We start from the raw sequence: 922 nt of genomic DNA, 5'->3' as shown, positions 1-922 counted from the left end.
TCTAGCGCCCGGTGTATCCATCCGTTCCAGCATCGCGGGCTCACGCCGCGCGAGGGGGCGCGCTTACAGACGTTCCCCGACTGGTACCGCTTCGATGGCGGCCTCGTCTCGGTCCGGAAACAGATCGGGAACGCGGTGCCGCCGTACCTCGCGGAGTCCGTCGGCTACTACCTCAAGCAGAGCGTCTACAGCCAGACGCTGACCGACGAGGAGCGAGAGCGCATCTACAAGCTCCGCTGTGGTGGGATGGACCTCGCCGAGTTCGAGGAGGAGAAGTCGGATATCGGCGGCCACGCGCAGCAGGTCACGCTTGACTTCGCTGACTAATAGGAGTCGAATAGTTTTCTGGCAGATTCCAAAAACAACCTCGGAAGCGCCATCGGAATCAGTCCCAGTAGGGAACGTCTAGCGTGAATTTTCCTCTACTTAGTTTCTCGTTTTCCAATGCCAACTTTTCTAAGCGTGTCTGTTGACCGGACAGTATACGCAGATGAGTAGATGGAGCGACGATCGTGCCGACCACGACGATGAAGCGATAGAGATGTTTTTACAGAGCCATTTCCCGGCCACCTATTTCGGGAATCAATCGGATCTGTCGGCATCCGACGGCTTTGGCGATGGGATCTCAGACGCTGAGCGCAATGTGATTGATGCGCTCGTTTCTGAGGCGGGGACGCAGTTCGCATCTTCGAAAGGGACGCTAGGGCTCGCGATCGACTTTGTTGTCCTCGCCGAAGAACTGGCAAAGTACGACGACTGGCTGGCCGGTTTTAACCCTGACATCACTGTCGACGACATCCTCGACCGCTACGAGAGCACGGCGAAGTCGTCGCTGACACTGAAACGCGGTGACACTCGGGAAGGGATCCGAGCGTTCCACAACGAGCTGATCGAACTGTTCCGGGAGGACCTGAACCGAACC

Annotated in this window: 1 protein-coding gene and 1 pseudogene; both read left to right on the top strand. The window is 57.7% G+C overall.

Annotation, left to right across the window (positions count from 1 at the left end; translation table 11 throughout):
• Positions 1 to 327, top strand: a 327-nt coding sequence (locus EXE44_RS17185) for a DNA cytosine methyltransferase (RefSeq protein WP_137717989.1), incomplete at its 5' end; no start/stop codon positions are given.
• A gap of 163 nt (positions 328 to 490) precedes the next feature.
• Positions 491 to 922: pseudogene (locus EXE44_RS20965) on the top strand (hypothetical protein); the annotation flags it as partial.

It is taken from the genome of Halorubrum sp. SS7 (assembly GCF_005435055.1).
GTDB classification, from domain to species: Archaea; Halobacteriota; Halobacteria; order Halobacteriales; family Haloferacaceae; genus Halorubrum; species Halorubrum salinarum.
The sequence above is the reverse complement of the archived record's forward strand: the minus strand, read 5'-3'. Positions and strand labels throughout refer to the sequence as shown.